General features: G+C 68.5%; 14 protein-coding genes. 2 read left to right on the top strand and 12 right to left on the bottom strand.

The features are described from left to right. Positions 1-10: 10 nt before the first annotated feature. From K9U41_RS07740 to K9U41_RS07725, 4 genes are all read right to left on the bottom strand, one after another. Positions 11-2,194 carry an FAD-dependent oxidoreductase gene (locus K9U41_RS07740; RefSeq protein ID WP_282640269.1) on the bottom strand — a complete coding sequence of 728 codons (2,184 nt, stop codon included), beginning with the start codon at positions 2,192-2,194 and terminating at the stop codon, positions 11-13. A 722-nt stretch (positions 2,195-2,916) separates the two neighbouring features. Then, positions 2,917-3,183 (bottom strand): 30S ribosomal protein S21, encoded by a 267-nt coding sequence (gene rpsU, locus K9U41_RS07735; protein ID WP_138399659.1) that lies wholly within the window; start codon positions 3,181-3,183, stop codon positions 2,917-2,919. 131 nt (positions 3,184-3,314) lie between these two features. Further along, a complete protein-coding gene (locus K9U41_RS07730) occupies positions 3,315-4,649 on the bottom strand; it encodes a UDP-N-acetylglucosamine-peptide N-acetylglucosaminyltransferase (protein WP_282640268.1) in 1,335 nt (444 codons plus the stop codon). A 176-nt stretch (positions 4,650-4,825) separates the two neighbouring features. Continuing rightward, the gene (locus tag K9U41_RS07725; protein ID WP_282640286.1) at positions 4,826-5,593 is read right to left on the bottom strand and encodes an N-formylglutamate amidohydrolase; all 768 of its coding nucleotides are present in this window, start codon (positions 5,591-5,593) and stop codon (positions 4,826-4,828) included. A 167-nt stretch (positions 5,594-5,760) separates the two neighbouring features. On the opposite strand from K9U41_RS07725, the gene K9U41_RS07720 reads away from it, so the two are divergent. Beyond that, positions 5,761-6,567, top strand: a complete 807-nt coding sequence (locus tag K9U41_RS07720) for a transglutaminase-like domain-containing protein (RefSeq protein ID WP_282640267.1) — start codon at positions 5,761-5,763, stop codon at positions 6,565-6,567. Between the two features lie 216 nt (positions 6,568-6,783). Then, positions 6,784-7,437, top strand: a complete 654-nt coding sequence (locus tag K9U41_RS07715) for a FecR family protein (protein ID WP_282640266.1) — start codon at positions 6,784-6,786, stop codon at positions 7,435-7,437. A gap of 238 nt (positions 7,438-7,675) precedes the next feature. On the opposite strand, the gene K9U41_RS07710 is transcribed toward K9U41_RS07715, so the two are convergent. The 8 genes from K9U41_RS07710 to K9U41_RS07675 all read right to left on the bottom strand — a co-directional run. Then, a complete protein-coding gene (locus K9U41_RS07710) occupies positions 7,676-9,640 on the bottom strand; it encodes a CHASE2 domain-containing protein (protein ID WP_282640265.1) in 1,965 nt (654 codons plus the stop codon). Positions 9,641-9,643: 3 nt separating this feature from the next. Further along, a complete protein-coding gene (gene glsA / locus K9U41_RS07705; protein WP_282640264.1) occupies positions 9,644-11,485 on the bottom strand; it encodes a glutaminase A in 1,842 nt (613 codons plus the stop codon). A gap of 154 nt (positions 11,486-11,639) precedes the next feature. Continuing rightward, the gene (locus K9U41_RS07700; protein ID WP_282640263.1) at positions 11,640-12,575 is read right to left on the bottom strand and encodes a dihydrodipicolinate synthase family protein; all 936 of its coding nucleotides are present in this window, start codon (positions 12,573-12,575) and stop codon (positions 11,640-11,642) included. Between the two features lie 9 nt (positions 12,576-12,584). Then, the gene (locus tag K9U41_RS07695) at positions 12,585-13,370 is read right to left on the bottom strand and encodes an SDR family oxidoreductase (protein WP_282640262.1); all 786 of its coding nucleotides are present in this window, start codon (positions 13,368-13,370) and stop codon (positions 12,585-12,587) included. Between the two features lie 38 nt (positions 13,371-13,408). Then, positions 13,409-14,104: a GntR family transcriptional regulator gene (locus K9U41_RS07690; RefSeq protein WP_282640261.1), complete on the bottom strand. Its 696-nt coding sequence runs from the start codon at positions 14,102-14,104 to the stop codon at positions 13,409-13,411. Next, entirely contained in the window at positions 14,101-15,120 is a 1,020-nt protein-coding gene (locus K9U41_RS07685) for a Gfo/Idh/MocA family protein (RefSeq protein ID WP_282640260.1), read from the bottom strand. The genes K9U41_RS07690 and K9U41_RS07685 overlap by 4 nt, the downstream gene beginning before the upstream one ends. Continuing rightward, complete coding sequence (locus K9U41_RS07680) at positions 15,120-16,274, bottom strand: ABC transporter ATP-binding protein (RefSeq protein ID WP_282640259.1); 1,155 nt, start codon at positions 16,272-16,274, stop codon at positions 15,120-15,122. Before K9U41_RS07680 ends, K9U41_RS07685 begins: the two co-directional genes overlap by 1 nt. 7 nt (positions 16,275-16,281) lie before the next feature. Next, the coding region (locus K9U41_RS07675) for a carbohydrate ABC transporter permease (RefSeq protein WP_432715750.1) at positions 16,282-17,106 on the bottom strand (825 nt) is incomplete at its 5' end.

Raw genomic sequence — 17,106 nt, 5'->3', positions numbered from 1 at the left:
TGTTCGGGCTTCAAGGCATCGAGGCGGCCCGGGCGGCCATGGGCCGGACGGGGACGCGATCGTCGTCATAAAGGTGCTCGGCGATGATCCGCGCGACCTCGGCGGCCGTGGCGATATCCCTCGATGCGGTTTCCTGCCTGGCTTCGTAGGTGCAGTAGCGCAGACTCTCGGCATCCTCGAACCATTCGCTCGGCGCGACACCGGCTCCCACCGAGAGGCGCCAGGCACTGTCCAGCTTGGCGGGATCGGCGAAGGCGAAGCGGAAGCCCAGCGACAGGAGCAGGTCCGACCAGCCCCACCGCGATGTCAGCGTCTTGATGCCGGTGAGCAGCTCATACCGTTCGATAACCTCGATCGGCAGGTCGCTGGTGACCGAGCCGAGGATGAAGCCGCGGGAGGCGACACGCCGGATCTCGGTGACGACGTCCGTGAGCTGGTCGCGTTCGAGGCGGCACAGGCCGGTCTCGATGACCACGTCGAACGAACCGTCGGGAAATGGCAGCCGCTGCGGACAGAGGCGCAGGTTGTGCCCGCGCAGCCGGTGCGGGGTGCCTTCCCAGGCGGCGCGGCAGGGCTCGACACCCACGGCATCGAAGCCGAGGGCCCGCAGGTCCGACAGCAGCTTGCCGGAGCCCGAGCCGAAATGCAGGACCCGCGCGCCGGGCTGCACGCCCCATGCGGTTTCCATGATCTCGGCCAGATAGCTTCCGTTGAGCGCCCTGTTCCGGGTGCTATCGTTGGTTTCGGCCGGCCAGTCGCGGCGCAGGGCGGCGGGTGCGAACTGGGCGTGCCGCCGCGCCATGAGTTCGCTGACGATGATATCGGAGGCGGCATCGGCCGAATCCAGGACGCCGTTGAGCGTCGCGTCGAACATGTAGTCGCCCACCACCAGCAGGCCGGGATACTGCTTGGCCGCCGGGCGGTGGTTCACATAGGCGCTGCGCACCGGATAGCCGCCGGGAATCGCGTTCACCGATGCCATCCAGCGATGGATCCTGCGATCGACCAGAAGCCGGCGGGCATCCCCGAAGGCCGGCGGCAGGGCGTCGAGGCAAAGGCGCTCGATGTCCTCGTCGGTCATGTTGGCAAGGCCCAGGGCGGCGTTGCCGGCGATGAGGAAGCCGAGGGCCCCCCACGGTCCGATGGGGGTGCGCGCGCCCTCGTCATAGGCGCAGCATCCGTCGAACGCGTCGAGCATCCACCAGGCCCCGGAGATCTGCTCGCGCCAGAACGGACGCTCGAACAGCAGTGTGGCACGCAGGTAGTGGCCGGGCCGGTCGAAGTAGTTGATGTGCTGGTCCATGGCCGCCTTGAGGTGCGGCGAACGCCAGTCGATGATGGACAGCGCGGTCAGGGGCAGGCAAACGGCGACATAGTCGACTACCTCATGCTCGATGGCGCCGTGGGTGCAGATATCCAGCTGGAAGCGTCCGTCGAAGAGCGGCTTCACGGACTTCACCGTGGCGCCGAGATGGACCTCCGCGTCGATCAGGTCGCACAATCCGTCCACGATCTGCTCGTTGCCACCGACCACGGAGAAGACGTCCATGTATCCGGGCACGTCCATCAAGACGTTCTTGAGGAAGGTCAGGCCGTTGGTGAGATGCGGCGGGGCGGCGACATCGCTGTGGGCCATGATGCGCACGTAACGCCGGGCCGCATCATTGGTGATCTCATCATAGAGTGTTTCCTCGCCCGACTTGCGGGCCCAGGAGTGGTGGTTGTCCACGTTGCGGGTGCTGGCGTAGAAGTCCTCCACGCTCAAGAGTTCCGCGCATTTCTGCTTGAAGCGGACCACCTGGTCCCGTGCCTCGGATCCAAATACCTCTCCCAGATGCTCCACGTCGTGGATGATCTGCCCGTCGAGGATGCAGGAGCCGCCGGCGATGTGCCGGATTTCAAGGCCGAGTTCGGTCTCGATCAGGTGGCGGAGGGGGTCGGGACCGAGGGAGGAGTAGTCATAGATCTCGGCGACGCCGGCCTCGTAGGGCCCGACGCCGGCGAACTCGCCGGTGACGATCTTGCCACCAAGGCGCTCGCTCGCTTCGAAGATCTTGATCCGGCAGGCTTCACCGAGTTTGTCGGTGAGGTGCCGGGCCATGAATAGACCCCCCGGTCCACCTCCTATGATCGCGACAGTGCAAGGCTCGGCAGTCTCTCGGAAATACTGGGCAGGAGATGGCGCATACCGCATTTCGGCCTCCTTCGTGCAGCCGATACTTTCGGATCCGAAGGCGAAATTCGGCGACGTAGTGTTCCGGAAGCATTCGGTTCTTGAAGAAGACACGCTCCGCATGTCGCTCCTGACAGGTGCAGGTGCGTCGGGTGTTCTTCTAAACTAGTGCTTGCGGGGTCGCGCCGTGTCGCAGACGTCCTTCGGGGCAGGCCGACGCGGGCTTGCCTGAACGAAAGGTCTTTATCTGGACCGAGAGTGGGTCGGCATCCTCGTTTCGGTTGTTGTTGTTCTTGTCTCGACTAAAATATTCATAGCATGCTCAAACTGAGCAAGAAACTGTCGTGCAATGCGGCCAAAGCCGCCATATTTTGAACATATTCGCAATATGCTCGCAGTTGCGAGAATCAGGCGTGGCGACGCCTCTGATGGGGCGGGGCGCACTAAAATACCTGCGATGCTGCGGGGCAATCTCCCGTAACTTACCGCAAACATAGGCTTTTCGGTGTTCGTAATCGCGAGAACGTGAACGCGTGGCGGTGCGTCGGTGCCGGCATGACCCGGCCCGCACGGCGCGTCGACATGGCAAGGATCAGTTGTCGCTCAAGCGACGTTCTTCTCCACCCCTCATGCGGGCAGCATGAAGAGCGCGGCACGGGGGCGCGCCGTGGCGGGTGCTTTCGGAAGGGGGAGGAGCAGCCGGTGGCGGGCCGGATCGCGATCCGGCCCGAAGGGCAACCGTATCAGCGCGGCGCGGGGGCGGCGCCGGCGCCAGTCCGGGGCTTCAAGGTCCGCTTCGGCGCGGCGATCAAGCCTTCCCGCTGGGCCTTCTTGCGCGCGGCCTTGCGGGTGCGCCGCACAGCTTCGGCTGCTTCGCGGACGCGACGCTCGGAAGGCTTCTCATACGCCTTGCGCTGCTTCATCTCGCGGAAAATGCCTTCCCGCTGCATGCGCTTCTTCAGGACTTTCAGGGCCTGTTCGATATTGTTGTCTCTGACGAGTACCTGCAAAACGGTTCCAATCTGAGGGTTGCCGCGAATCCCCGGCCGCAACGCGACCGCTCGCTCGAGGGCTGCCGGCATCATACCGGAAAGTGGGCCTCTTAGCACATCTGCCGTGATTTACCGCATCGGCACGGGATCTATCCGTGCGCGCCGATGGTCGCGGGCGGCAGATGAGCCCGGTGCCGGGCCGACATGGCACCATAAAGGCCTTCCAGGTCCGCCGTATAGGCCGTCACGTCGAACAGCGGCGCCGTGAGCCGATTGGCCGCGAGGCGGGCGCGGACATCGGCAAGGCGCTCTTCGTCCAGCGCCAGCTCGTAGGCGAGGTCGAAATAGGCGTCCGGGCTGTCCGCCACGAGGTCCGGCAGGCCGATGGCGTGAAGGATGCTGCCGGCAACCCGGGACGGAAAGGTGTCGCCGGGGCAGGTCACGAAGGGCAGGCCGGCCCACAGGGCGTCGCTGGCGGTGGTGTGGGCGTTGAACGGCGAGGTGTCGAGCATCAGGTCGGCGAGCTGGAGCCGCCGCAGGTGCTCCGCCTGGCCCAGGTTGGCGCCGAAGACGAGGCGGCGGGCGTCGATGCCCCGCGCGATGGCCTCGCTGCGCAGGTTGCCCGTGGCATGGGGGGTGTCGAGCAGCCAGAGCACGCTGTCGGGCACGCAGGCGAGGAGCCGGCACCAGATGTCGAAGATCTGGGGGGAAATCTTGTAGGGCTGGTTGAAGCAGCAGAAGACGAAGCCGTCGTCCGGCAGTCCCGCCTCTCGCCGCGAGGGCTTGTCGCCCACCGGCGTGCGCCGGCCGTGGGGATGGTAGGTGTTCGGCATGTAGGCGAACGATTCGGAATAGAAGTCCGCGCTCGCCGGCGGCGTCAGGAACGGGTCGGTGATGACATAGTCGCAAATGCCCGCGCCCATGGTGCCGGGATAGCCAAGGTAATTGACAACCACCGGAGCCGGCCGCAGCAGGGCGATGCCGGAGCGGGCCTGGGCGGTGAAGCCCTTCAGGTCGATGAGGATATCCACCGCGTCGTCATAGATGAGCTGCGCCGCGGCATTGTCCTCCATGTGGGCGATATCCACGAAGCGGTCGCAGGCTGCCATCAGCCGTTGGCGCATGGGCAGGCCGTCGTCGGCGCCGAAGGAATAGGCATTCACCTCGAACGCGTCGTGGTCATGGGCCTCCAGCACCTCGATCAGGAGATGGGCGGTGGCGTGCTCATGAAAATCGTTGGAGAGGTAGCCGAGGCGGATTTTGCGCCGTTCCGTGGGCGGAAAGGTGAAGGCGAGGGTGTCGCGCTCGACCTGCGCGGTCACGCGCCGCTCGCGGGTCCACAGTTCCGAGCACGCCCGCTGGTCGCTGGCGCTCATGCCCGGCACCGACAGGAGATGGAAGGGCGAGAGACGGTGGCCGTGGCCTTCGGCAAGGACGGCGGCGAGATCGGTGTCGTCGGTGGCAAGGTCCGCCCACTCACACATGTGCCGCCGGCGTCCGAATGTATGTTTTGAGCCCATGTGTCGAGGCCGCTCCTGCCCGTCGCAGTTCGCCCCGGCGGTTTCGCCGGGGCATCTGTCGCGCAGGGCGGGGGCGCAGGCCCGCCGCCTCGTAGGTTCAGACGCCGCTTTTAAAGCAAGAAATGGACCGTCGCCCGCCTTCAGCCGGCCAGGGGCACGGGCGCCCGGTCCGGAGGGCAGGTTTCCAATGCTGCGGCCAGCGCGCGCGCCATGCGCGCCGCCCATTCCGCCTGCCCGGCGGGTTCGGTGATCAGGTCCTGCCGGATCTCGATGCCCGTATGGAGCAGTCCGCGTCGCTCTGCGTGGACGGGGATGGTATAATCTGTCGTGTCATCGACACTGTATGGCTCATTGTCGCCAACGGTGAGGCCGCTGTCCTGCCGCAGCGCCGCAAGCACGGCACCGGCGAACCGGGCGTCGCGATTATAGAGCACGCCCACCTGCCAGGGACGCGCCACGCCGAGGTAGACCGGCGTGAAGCTGTGCATGGCGACGAGCACGGCCGGTCGGCCCGCCTTCGCCCTGCGGTCCAGCTCGGCGGCAATGCAAGCGTGGTAGGGCTGGAACAGGTCGCGCTCGCGGGCGGCCCTGGCGGCATCGCCGAGGCCGAAGTTGCCGGGGATCGGCGTCGCCTCGCTCTCCTGCGGGATGGAGGAGGGAGCGGCGGGGGGCCGATTGCAGTCGATGATGAGTCGCGAGTAATTCTGCTGTATGAGGGTAGCGTCGAGTCGTTCCGCCAATGTGCGGCACACGCCCGCAATGCCGATATCCCAGGCGATGTGACGCGCTTGATCGTCCTCGGAAATGCCGAGCCGGCCCATTGAACGCGGAAAGGCATTGCCCGCATGATCCGCGACAATGAGGAACGCGGAGGCTCCTTCCGCATTGAGCATGGTGACAGGCGACATCTCGTCGCCCGCCAGCAGGGGTGCCGTCCGGTCCAAATCAGTCCTCACGCCTGCGCGGCGACCAAGGTCGCCTGCGCCGTTCTTGAAGTTGCCGCTTACCAAGTTGCCGCGAGCCATAGCAGACATCCGCGCGCTCCGCTCGCGCAAACCCGATGAGGTTCCCACCCATGAAGATTCGCGCGGGCTACGAGATTATCCACACGTGCCCCAAGCCCACTCCGATGATCCTGACGCTCAGCGTGCACCCGTCGCGGGTGAACGATCTTGAGAGCGTGGACCGGATGCTGTTCGATCCCCCGATCCCGGCCAACACCTATCACGACAGCTTCGGCAATTTCTGCCACGTCATCGAGGCGCCGGCAGGTCAGCTCAAGATCCATTCCGATTTCGTGATCCGCGACAGCGGCAAGCCCGACCTGGTGGCGCCGGATGCGATCCAGCACCCGCTCGGGGATCTGCCGGTGGACGTGCTGCTGTTCCTGCTGGGCAGCCGCTATTGCGAGACCGACCGCCTGAGCAACGTCGCCTGGACCATGTTCGGCCACGTGCCCAAGGGCTGGCCCCTGGTCCAGGCCATCTGCGATTTCGTCCACGGGCACATCACCTTCAACTATGCCCACGCGAGCCCGCTGCGGACCGCCTTCGACGCCTATACCGAGCGGCGCGGCGTGTGCCGGGATTTCGCCCACCTCGCCGTCACCCTGTGCCGCTGCATGAACATCCCGGCGCGCTACTGCACCGGCTATCTCGGCGACTTCGGCGTGCCCATCGATGTGAACCCCATGGATTTCAGCGCCTGGTTCGAGGTGTATCTGGGCGACCGCTGGTACACCTTCGACGCCCGGCACAACACGCAGCGCATCGGCCGCATCCTCATGGCGCGCGGGCGCGATGCCACGGATGTCGCCATCGTCACCTCGTTCGGGCCGGCGACGCTCACGAGCTTCAAGGTGGTGAGCGACGAGGTGGCGTGAGCCCTGAGCCCGCCTCGCCTGAACAGGCGCGCGGGCCAGGACGACCATCCGCCAGCGGGCGGGCTTGGATCCCGGCCTGCGCAGTACCGCGACCCAGCTTGATCTTTCGGTGCCGCATGGGAAAGTGTCTTCGCGGGGTTTCGGACCGTTCCATGGGAGCGATGGCGCTGTAGGGCCGGGTCGCGCCGCCGGGTGATGGCGTGAGCGGAGGGGGATATGGCTGATCCGAACGCGGCTGCGGTGGTCTTGGGTTCGAGCGCGAGCCGTCTGGTGCGCCCGTTCTCCCGGCGCGGGCTGTTGTCTCTTGCCGCCCTTGCCCTGGCCTGTGGCCGGGGGGCGGCGGCGGACCGCGCCGGCATCGTGGAAGCGTTGGCCGGGGAGGGCGGTGCCGAGCGCGGCGGTGCCAGGCTGCCCCTTGCGACTGGCGATGCCGTATTCGTGGGCGATATGGTGGTGACGGGCGAGACGGCCCGCCTTGCCATGCGGCTCGGCGCCGCCACCCAGGTGCGGCTCGGCGGGCGCACGCGATTGCGCATCGACCGTTTCCTGGTTGATCGCGGGGGCGTTTTTACCCTCGGCAACGGCGCCATGCTCTATGACCGGCCAGATGGTGCGCCCGGGCGCGACGTGGAGGTGGAGACGCCCTATGGCCGGCTCGCCGTGCGCGGCACGCGCTTCTTTGCCGGGCCGAGCCAGGAGCGTTTCGGCGTCTTCGTCATGCGCGGGCGGGTACGGGTGTCGGCGGGCGACGCGACGGTGGATCTCGGTCCGGGGCAGGGGACCGACGTGGCCGCGATCGGCGGCGCGCCCTCGCCGGTGCGGGCCTGGAGCGAGGCGCGCATCCGCGCTGCGCTGGCGCTGGTGGAATAGGCCCGGGTCGGTCGGGCAGGCGCTAACGCCAATGGCCCGTGAGCTTGACTCATGGGCCATTGGCCAAGCCCGCGCGGCGCTTGAGCGTACCCACTTGGCATCGGTCGAAGATCGAGGCCGATGGTATAGGGCCTCAAGCAGGCGCGGGCCCCGGATCGCCACGCCCAGAGCAGGCGCCGCTGGTGCCGTGCATGCGCTCGTCTGCGGATTGGAGACGGATTCGACCGGTCGGATCGGTTCAATTCGGCCGGACGGGCTCCAATCCGGGGATCGGGTCCTCCACCGGCGCATAGACCTGAACCGTGCCGCTCACGCCCCGCACGACGATGGCGGCCACCGGGCGCACCGCGCCCGCGGGCAGTCGTGCGGCGGTACCGGGACCAACGCAGATGGACGTGCCGAGATCCTTGTTGGCGACCTCCAGGCGGGCGGCGGTGTTGATGGCCATGCCGTGGGCCGTGTAGTCGAGCTTGCGGCGGCCGCCCACGTCGCCGACGATGGCACGTCCGGTTTCCATGCCGATCCGCGTGCGCCCGAAGCCCAGCGCGGCGAATTCCGGCTCCGTGCGAAGCCGCTCGGAGGCGGCGCGGATGGCACGGGCGCAGGCCAGGGCCTTGCCGGCGTGATCGTCGAGGTCGAGGGGCATGTTGAAGAAGGCGTGCACCGCATCGCCCACGATCTTGTCGCACATGCCCCCGTGGGCGAACACGATCTCCGTCAAGGTATCGAAATAGCGGTCCAGCGCCCTCACAAGCGCGTCCGGCGCGGCGCGCTCGGTCATGGCGGTGAAGCCTTCCACGTCAGTGAACAGAGCGGTGATCTCACGAACCTCGCCGCCCAGCTTGAGAGCGCCCGGTGTGGCGGCGATGCGCGCCACCACCGCCGGCGCGAGATGCTGTTCGAACCGGCGGCGCAGGTGGCGCTCACGCCGCTCGGTCTCGGCGAAGCCGGCGACGAGGCCGACGCCCAGAGCCACCGCGCCCACCAGGGGCGGGCCGGCTGGGTCCAGCATCAGGTTCGCGCCATGGTTCAGGAGCGCCGCGCCGCTGCCCCATGCCAGGAAAAGCAGGCCTCCCAAGGCCGACGCGATCAGCGGCGCGGTCAACAGCACCGCCGCCAGCGCCAGGACGCCGAGCGCCAGGGCGCCCGCATTTTCGACCGGCTCAAGGATGGCCGGTCGGTTGGGGATGGCGCCGGAGAACAGCGTCGTCACCGCATCGGCCTGGATCTGCACCGTCGGCGCGGCGTCGGCGGCGGCGGTCCGGCGCAGGGCGCCGACCTCCACGGCGCTCGATCCCAAAAGGGCGATCCGTCCGTCGAGCGCCCCCGGGGCGGGCATGCCGTCGAGGAGGCGATAGGCCGGAACGGTGCGTCCGAGCCATGTTTCGGGCGCAGAGGCCCGCAGGCGCAGCCGGCCATCGGTGCCAAGGGGAGCGGAACGCATGCCCGCAAGAAGCGCCCCGTCCGCGACGACCAGGGCGGAGGCGCCATCATGCAGCCGCACCGCTTCGATCGCGAGACCGGGCAGAACCACCTCACCAGCGATGGCAATCAGCGGCACGCGGCGCACCACGCCATCCGTATCGCTCGCAATGGCCACGAGCCCGAGACCTTGCGCGACGTTGCGCAAGGTCTCGGGCGGGCCGGCCGCTCCGGCGGCGTGCCACGGGTTCCTGAGGCGGCCCGGCCCCTCCACTAGGAGTGGTGTCACCGGCACGAAATCCGGCGTCGCGACGTTTTCCAGCACCGCGCCGAGGGCGGCGGGCCGGAGCGCCAGCGCGGCAGCGAGCGCGGCGTCGCCATCGGGCAGGGTGGGGGCGAGGGCGGCGATGTCGGTCCGCCCGGTCTCCTCGGCCAGCGCCCTGGCGACGGCGGCCGGCGACAGGCGGTCTGGTCCGGCGAAGAGCATGTCGATGACGATTGTCGATGGCCCGGCGGCGGCGATCTTCTCCACGAGTCGTGCCATCTGCGAACGGCTCCAGGGCCAGGCGCCATGGCGGGCGAGGGTCGCGCTGTCGATGTCGATGATGGTGAGCGGCGCCGCGGCGAGCGGGGGTGACGCCCGCAGGATCGCGTCGAGGACCGTCTCCCGCAGCCGCTCCCGCAGACCCCAGGCGTCGAGGCCAAAGGCGGTGAAAACGCAGAGCAGCGCCACGGCCCCCGACCGCACGGCGAAGGAGCGGATGGGTGCGTTGAGGTTCACCGGTTACCCCGTCAGCATGTCGATGCGCGCGGTGGCCATGCGCACCCGGCCGGCCAGCAGGATGGCGAGGTTGCGCATGATGCGGTCGGCGGCGCGGGCGTGGGTCTCCTGGAAGGCGCGGAACTGCTCGGCGGAAATCTCCAGGCAGACGGCCTCCGTGTCGGCCCACACGTCCGCGCTGCGCGGCTGGTCGATCAGCGCCAGCTCGCCGAAAGCCATGCCCGGGATCATGGTGGACAGGCGCACGTCCTTCAGGGACCGGGCGCTGACCATGCCCCGCACCAGGAAATAGACCCTGGCCGGCGGCTCGCTGGCGTCGATGATCCGCGTGCCGGCGTCGAACACCACCCTTGTGCCGAGGCGAGAAAAATCGGCGAGTTCCTGCGGCGAAAGCCCGGCCAGCAGCGCCTGGCCGGACAGGTCGGCTTCGATGCCGATCTGCGAGAAGCCGCCGTGGCGGTAGACGATCTGGTCCTCGGCCCAGTCCACGGCGGCATCGTAGGTGGGGAAGATGCGCACGCGCACGCCTTCCTCCTTCATGGCCTTGACCTGCGGCGCCACCGGTGAGTTGCCCTCCACCCCGGCGATCACCGTGGTGGTGGAGGCCGGAAGCTGGTTCCGGATCAGGCCGGTGAACAGGCGCAGGCCCGCATCGGTGATGGTGGACACCCGGTGCAGGTTGAGGATGAGGAAGGCCGGCACGCCGGCGGGATCGGTGAGCCGGCGGGTCACGTAGTCCATGGTGGCGAAGGAGAGCTTGCCGGCCAGCTCCAGCACGCGGATGGAGCCGGAGCGCGATTCCAGGATGCTCTGCTCGTGGGGCTGGCGCCCCGGCTTGGACGGCACGGTGCGGAAATCATAGTCGGCGGCGATGCAGGTGCGCACGTCGTCGCGCCGCGACAGCATGTGCAGGTCGAACGCGTCGGAGAGGGCCGAGCAGGTGCGCAGGCCGCGCACGCTGTTGCCGTGGGCATCGAGCCGCGGCGAGAAGATGCCGAGGCCGAGCTGGGACGGCAAGGCGGCGAGGATGCCGCCGCCCACGCCGCTCTTGGCCGGCACGCCCACCCGATAGATCCACTCGCCGGCAAAGTCATACATGCCGGAGGAGATCATCACCGCCAGCGTGCGCGCCACGGCGTAGGTGGAGGCGACCGTCTCCCCTGTCACCGGATTGACCCCGTGATTGGCGAAGCTCGCCCCCATCACGGCGAGGTCGCGGGCGGTAACCAGCACCGAGCATTGGCGGAAATAGGTATCGAGGATGTGGTCCACGTCGCCGCGCACGCCGCCATAGGTGCGCAGCAGGTAGGCAATTGCGCGGTTGCGGTCGCCGGTCTGGCGCTCCGACTGGAACACCGCATCGTCCACCTCCAGCTCGCGCCCGGCAAAGCGGCTGAGGGTGGTGCGGATCAGCTCGAAGGCCCCGTCGCCTGCGGTCTCGGCCAGCAGCCCGCTGCAACAGATGGCGCCGGCATTCACCATGGCGTTGAACGGGCGGTTGTCGGCCTTCAGGCGGATGGAATTGAACGCCTCGCCGCTCGGCTCCACGCCGATGGCCGCCTCCACCGTCTCCGATCCCAGGGTGTCCAGGGCGAGGGCGTAGACGATGGCCTTGGAGACCGACTGGATGGTGAACGGGACCGCGGTGTCGCCAGCCTCGTAGACATGGCCGTCGGTGGTGGCCACGGCGATGCCGAAATGGTCGGGGTCGGCCTTGCCCAGCTCGGGGATGTAGGAGGCGACCTCGCCCTCGTCGAGAGGCGTGAAGCGGGCGTGGATGCCCCTGATGGCGCGCAGCAGCGGTGTTTCGAGGGGCGTCGTGGGAACGGACAGGAGATTCAGCACAGCGCGGCTCCGGGAGACTCTCCCCTAGTGAAAGCGCGTGCGCTGCGGTTGGCAATGGTGCGCGGCGGCGAGCGGGCGCCGCGTTCCCGGCCGCCGGGTCGCCACGGGGGCATCCGGCCCGGTGCGGACCGCCCCCGTGACCAGACCGGCGGGCTTATTCGGCCGCCAGCGCCCGTGTGTCGCGGGCGGCGAGGCGGGCGAGGAGATAGTCCACCTCGGCCCGCGCCGTGGCGGACAGCGCCGAGCCCGGCTTGCGCTGGGCATCGCTGGCGATGAAGCCGCGCCGCATCAGCACATATTTGCGCACCGCAAGGCCAACCCCCTGCTGCTGCTCGTAGCGCAGCAGGGGCAGGTGGGCATCAAACAAATCGTGGGCCTCGTCCCGCCGCCCGGCCCTGGAGAGGCGCACCACGTCGGCCAGCATCTCGGGGAAGGCGTAGCCGGTCATGGCCCCGTCGGCGCCGCGCTCCATCTCGAAGTCGAGGAACAGGCCGCCATTGCCGGTGAGGATGGAGATGGGCCGCATGGAGCCGTCGGTCTGGAAGCCGCGCAGGGTGGAGATCTTCTCCAGCCCCGGCCAGTCCTCGTGCTTCAGCATGACGCAGGAGGAATGGTCCTGCACGATCTGCCGGATCACCTTCGGCGTCATCTGCACCGTGAGGGTGAGGGGATAATCTTGGATGACGAACGGGATGTCGGTGCCGATGGCCTCCACCGCCTGCCGGTAGTAGCCGATGATCTGGTCGTCGGTGCGCAGGCTCGGCGGCGGGGCGATCATGACGCCGGCGGCGCCCCGGTCCATGGCCGCGCGCGCCAGCCAGCGCATGGCGGCAAGGCCCGGAGCGGAGACGCCGACGATGACCGGCAGGTCGCCCATGCCGGCGATGAAGCGGGTGGTGAGGTGGAGCGATTCCTCCGGCTCCAGCTTCGGCGCCTCACCCATGATGCCGAGCACCGTGATGCCGGTGGCGCCGGCGGCAAGATAGCGGGCGATGAGGGTGTCGATGGAGGCCTCGTCGATCCGGCCGTCCGGTGTGAACGGGGTGGGGGCGATGGGGAAGAGGCCCGCGGCGGTGGCGTCGAGACGCATGGGGATCCCTCAGATGCTGGCGATGAGGCCGCCATCCACGCGGATGACGGAACCGGTGACATAGGACGACGGCGTTCCCGCCAGGAAGGCGACCACGTTGGCGTATTCCTGCGGATCGCCGTAGCGGCCCACGGGGATGGAAGAGGTGCTCTCGGCGGAAACCTCCTCCACCGTGCGCCCCTCGCGCTCGGCCTTCTTGGCGTCGAGGAACTTGATGCGGTCGGTGGCGATGCGTCCGGGCAGGATGATGTTGGCCGTCACCTCGTCGCGGGCGATCTCGCGGGCCAATGTCTTGGACCAGCCCACCAGCGACAGGCGCAGCGCGTTGGAAATGCCGAGATTGGCGATGGGCGCTACCACGCCGGAGGAGGTGGAGGTGATGATGCGGCCCCATTTGCGGGCGCGCATCTGCGGCAGCACCCGGTCGGTGAGGGTGATGACGGAGAGCACCATCTGCCCGAAGCTCTTGCTCCAAAGCTCCGGGTCCTGCCCCGCGGCGGGGGTGGGGGGCGGGCCGCCGGTGTTGTTCACCAGCACGTCCACGGGGCCGAAGGCCGCCTCCACCTGCGCCACGCGGGCATCGATGCCGGCGATGTCGGAAAGGTTGAAGGGCAGCGCCAGCGCCTCGCCGCCGTCCTGCGTGATGGCGGATGCCACCCGTGCGAGGGCCGCCTCGTCGATGTCGCCCAGCGCCACCCGGGCGCCTTCCCGTGCCAGCGTGGCGGCGATGGCGCTGCCGAGCCCGCCGCCTGCGCCCAGAACCAGGGCGGTCTTTCCCTTCAAGCCGAGATCCATGCCTTGTCCCCTTGTCCTCTCGCCGCGCCTGTCGAGGCTCAGTCGGCGAGGCCGATGGGTGTCACCGGCACGCCCCGTTCGGCGCGCGCCAGATAGTCCGCCTTGCTGTATTGCATATGGTCCACGCAGAGCTGCGCCAGCGCCCAGCTGTCCGTGCCCTGCAGCAGCTCGATCATGATGTCGTGCTGGCGCCGCGACAAAGCGAGCCCGTCGCGGTCCGCCAGATTCTTCGCGCGCATGGGCAGCGTCAGCCCCATATAGTCCTGCAGGGTGCGCACGAGATAGGGATTGGCGCAGCCCGAGAACAGGACGATGTGGAAGGCGTCGTTGGTCTCGTGGATGCCGCGCAGGTTGCCGGCCTCCGCGTGCCGGGCATAGTCGGCCTGGATGGCCTTGAGCTGCGCCACCAGCTCCGGCGGGGCGGGCAGCGGAATCTTCAGCGCCGCCTGCCGGGTCAGCATCTCGCGCACCTCGTAGATCTGGCGCACCTCGTCCGGCGAGTAGGAGCGCACAGTGGCGCCCACATTCTTCTCGCGGTTGACGATGCCGGTGCGCTCCAGCTGCACCAGCGCCTGCCGGATATAGTGGCGGGAGGCGCCGTAGCGCGCCATCAGCGTGTCTTCCACCAGGCGCGAGCCGGGGGCGAGGCGGCCGAAGATGATGTCCTCTTCCACGCGGCGCAGGATCTCCGCCTGTTCGTCGGCCCGCGAGGCGGGAAGCGACGCTTCTGTCATGCTGCGCTCCTGTCGCAGGTCTTGAAGGTGGAGAGCCGGTAGCAGTCCTCCACCAGCCGCAGGGTCTGAAGATTGTCCTCCGGCGCGGTCTCGAACGGGGCGCCGGTGGCGAGGCAATGGACGAAATGGGCGATGGTGGCGGCGTAGGAGCCGAGATAGGTCGCTTCCGGATCGTAGGTGATGTGCTGCGTGGTCGCACCCGAAAGCGAAAGCTCGGCCCCTGACAGGCGGATCGTCCCGGTCTCGCCGAGCACCGTCAGCTGGTCCTGCTGCTGGGCCGGAGCGCCATGGGCGGCGAAGCTGGCGAACACGCTCACCCCCGCCCCCGAGGCGGTGGAGAGCTGGATCACCGCGCCGTCCTCGCCGCGCAGGGCCGGGCAGGTGCGGCTGAGGGCGGCGGCCTCCACCTTCAGCGGGCCGAGCAGCATGCGCAGGGTGTCGAGGTGATGGATCAGCACTTCCGCCACCAGCATGCGCGCCTCCCCCGCCATGAAGGGCTGGCGCTCCAGGGCGGGCAGGCGGCCTTGCGCATCGGGCACGGTGCCGGAGGTGACGAGGGTCAGCGCTGCGGCCTTCACCGCGCCGATGCGGCCGGCGCGCAGCCACTCGGCAGCCTGCCGGTAATAGGCGCGGAAGCGCCAGTTTTCGTGCACCATCAGGCGCACCCGCCCGTCGATTTCGGCCACCAGTTGCTCGGCCTCCGCAAGGCTCGGCGCCAGCGGCTTCTGGCACAATATGGGCAGGCCGTGGCCGGCGGCGCGACGCGCCAGTTCCACATGGGCGGCGCGGGGCGCGGCGATGTCCACCGCATCGAGGCCGCCCGCTGCCAGCATGGCCTCGGCGCTGTCGAAGACGGCGGGAATGCCGAATGCGGCGGCCCGCTCCGCCGCCCGCTCGCGGGAGGGATCGGCGATGGCCACCACCTTGGCGGCGTCGCCCAGTGCCTGCCAGCCCTTCAGATGGTGCTGCGTCACCCAGCCGGCCCCGATCAGGCCCACCTTGAGGGGGTGGCTCATCAATGGGTCCTCCGCTGGGCGGCGGCGCGTACCGCTGTTGTTACGTTCTCCTGCGGTGCGATCGCCTCGCCGGTGGCGGCATCGAACAGGTAGGCCGCTTCCGGGCGGAAGAACAGCTCCACCGTCTCGTCCGGCACGGCGGTGACATGGCGCGGAAGCCGGGCGGTGATCTCGGTGCCGTCGTCGAGCGCCACCAGAAGCAGGGTTTCCGCGCCCAGCGGCTCCACCGCAATGGCGTGCCCACGCAGGACGCCCACCGCGTCGCCTCCGTCGGGCCGTTCGATGCTCAGGTCTTCCGCGCGCACGCCCAGCGTCACCTTTCCCCCCGCGTGGGCCGCCAGCGCGGATGGCGTCCAGCGGCTGAGGGTTGCGCTCACGCCGGAGGCTTCCGCTCGCGGCGCGCCGGGCGCCAGCGTGGCCTCCACCAGGTTCATGGGCGGCGAGCCGAGGAAGCGGGCGACGAAGGTGTTGGCGGGCTGCCAGTAGACCTCCAGCGGCGCGCCGATCTGGGCCACGCGGCCGGCATTCATCACGCAGATGCGGGTGCCCATGGTCATGGCCTCCACCTGGTCGTGGGTCACGTAGATCATGGTGGAGCCGAGGCGATTGTGCTGCTTGATGATCTCGCTGCGGGTGTTGACGCGCAGCGCCGCATCGAGGTTCGACAGCGGCTCGTCGAACAGGAACACCTGCGGCTCGCGCACCATGGCGCGCCCCAGAGCCACCCGCTGCCGCTGGCCGCCGGACAGGGCTGCCGGCCGGCGCGCGAGCAGGGGCGCGAGGCCCAGGATGTCCGCCACCTGCATCACCCGCCGCTCGATCTCGGCGGCCGGGATGGCGCGGCGGCGCAGGCCGAAGGCGAGGTTGTCCTTCACGCTCATGTGCGGATACAGGGCGTAGGACTGGAACACCATGGCGATGTCGCGGTCCTTGGCCGGCACGTCATTCACCACCCGCCCGTTGATGGAGAGGGTGCCGCCGGAGATGGTCTCCAGCCCCGCGATCATGCGCAGGGTGGTGGACTTGCCGCAGCCGGAGGGGCCGAGCAGCACCATGAACTCGCCGTCGGCGACGGTGAGGTCCACATCCTCCACCACCACCGGCCCGGCGCCGCCGTAGCGCTTGACGATCCTGTCGAGTTTCACCACCGCCATGGCAGCCTCACTTGATCGCGCCGGCGGTCATGCCGCGGATCAGCTTTTCGGAGAAGAAGACGTAGGCGACGATGACCGGGATCACCGAGATCATCACCCCGGTGGCGATCATGCCGATGTCCTGGAAATGGTCGCCCATGAAGGCGCGGATGCCGATGGGCAGGGTGCGCTTCTCGGGATCGGTGATGAGCACCACGGCGAACAGGAACTCGTTCCACAGCTGGATGAAGTTCAGGATCAGCGTGGTGGCGATGGCCGGCATGCCCACGGGCAGCACGATGCGCCAGAAGATCTCGAGGTCGCCGTAGCCGTCCATCTTGGCCGCGTCGAACAGGTCCTGCGGGATGCGGGCGAAGAAGCCTTCCAGCAGATACACGGTGAGCGGCAGCTGGAGCGAGACATAGACCAGCGAAAGCCCGAACAGGCTGTTGTAGAGATTATAGTCCACCAGGATCTGGTACAGCGAGATCAAGGTGATCTGCGGCGGGAAGATGATGGACGAGAACAGGATGGAATAGATCAGCCGGTTGCCGCGGAAGCGGTAGCGGGCCAGCGCATGGGCCGCCGCCGCGCCGACGAAGGTCACCACCGCCACCGCGCCCACCACCACCATGGCGGAGTTCCAGAAATAGGTGGCGAAATCGGAATCCACCCAGGCGCTGCGGAACTGCTCCCAGTGGAACGGCCGCGGCCAGGCATAATGGTCGGCGCTGATCTCGGCGGTGGTGCGCACCGACATGGTGGCGAGCCACAGGAACGGGCCGAGGGTGTAGATGGTGTAGGCGGCCAGCACCAGCGCCAGCGCGCCGCGGCCGAACAGGCGGGGGAGGGG

The organism is Xanthobacter autotrophicus, from assembly GCF_029991245.1.
In the GTDB taxonomy this organism is placed as follows: Bacteria; Pseudomonadota; Alphaproteobacteria; order Rhizobiales; family Xanthobacteraceae; genus Xanthobacter; species Xanthobacter autotrophicus_C.
This window is presented reverse-complemented; position numbering and strand designations above follow the sequence as displayed.

Bases quoted from the DNA above. Each gene is read 5' to 3' on its own strand.
- K9U41_RS07725 (WP_282640286.1), bottom strand. From the start codon at position 5,593: ATGTCGCCTGTCACCATGCTCAATGCGGAAGGAGCCTCCGCGTTCCTC.
- K9U41_RS07720 (WP_282640267.1), top strand. From the start codon at position 5,761: ATGAAGATTCGCGCGGGCTACGAGATTATCCACACGTGCCCCAAGCCC.
- K9U41_RS07685 (WP_282640260.1), bottom strand. From the start codon at position 15,120: ATGAGCCACCCCCTCAAGGTGGGCCTGATCGGGGCCGGCTGGGTGACG.
- K9U41_RS07730 (WP_282640268.1), bottom strand. From the start codon at position 4,649: ATGTGTGAGTGGGCGGACCTTGCCACCGACGACACCGATCTCGCCGCC.
- K9U41_RS07680 (WP_282640259.1), bottom strand. From the start codon at position 16,274: ATGGCGGTGGTGAAACTCGACAGGATCGTCAAGCGCTACGGCGGCGCC.
- K9U41_RS07715 (WP_282640266.1), top strand. From the start codon at position 6,784: ATGGCTGATCCGAACGCGGCTGCGGTGGTCTTGGGTTCGAGCGCGAGC.
- K9U41_RS07700 (WP_282640263.1), bottom strand. From the start codon at position 12,575: ATGCGTCTCGACGCCACCGCCGCGGGCCTCTTCCCCATCGCCCCCACC.
- K9U41_RS07690 (WP_282640261.1), bottom strand. From the start codon at position 14,104: ATGACAGAAGCGTCGCTTCCCGCCTCGCGGGCCGACGAACAGGCGGAG.
- K9U41_RS07695 (WP_282640262.1), bottom strand. From the start codon at position 13,370: ATGGATCTCGGCTTGAAGGGAAAGACCGCCCTGGTTCTGGGCGCAGGC.
- K9U41_RS07740 (WP_282640269.1), bottom strand. From the start codon at position 2,194: ATGCGGTATGCGCCATCTCCTGCCCAGTATTTCCGAGAGACTGCCGAG.